Origin of the sequence: Rubrivivax sp. JA1026, from assembly GCF_011065555.1 — a bacterium.
GTDB classification, from domain to species: Bacteria; Pseudomonadota; Gammaproteobacteria; order Burkholderiales; family Burkholderiaceae_C; genus Rubrivivax; species Rubrivivax benzoatilyticus.
Genome location: NZ_JAALCQ010000028.1, coordinates 1 through 355, shown reverse-complemented (window position 1 = coordinate 355; position 355 = coordinate 1). Strand labels below are relative to the sequence as shown.

The following is a 355-nucleotide window of genomic DNA, read 5'->3' as shown; positions in this document are numbered from 1 at the left end:
TGCGCTGGAGGAACTCAAGGTCATGGGCGCCAAGTACGGCTTCGACCTCGGCCGCCCGGCGCAGAACGCGCGTGAAGCGGTGCAGTGGACGTATCTGGCCTACCTGGCCGCGGTGAAGGAGCAGAACGGCGCCGCGATGTCGCTGGGCCGTGTCTCCAGCTTCCTGGACATCTACATCCAGCGCGACCTCGACGCCGGCCTCATCGACGAAGCCCGCGCCCAGGAGTTCATCGACGACCTCGTCGTCAAGCTGCGCATCGTGCGTTTCCTGCGCACGCCCGAATACGACCAGCTGTTCTCCGGCGACCCGACCTGGGTGACGGAGGCCATCGGCGGCGTCGGCGAAGACGGCCGC

General features: G+C 67.6%; 1 protein-coding gene. It reads left to right on the top strand.

What is annotated here, in order from left to right; genetic code table 11:
* A partial coding sequence (locus tag G5B56_RS19770; RefSeq protein ID WP_310733815.1) for a pyruvate formate lyase family protein occupies positions 1 to 355 on the top strand: 355 nt, incomplete at both ends.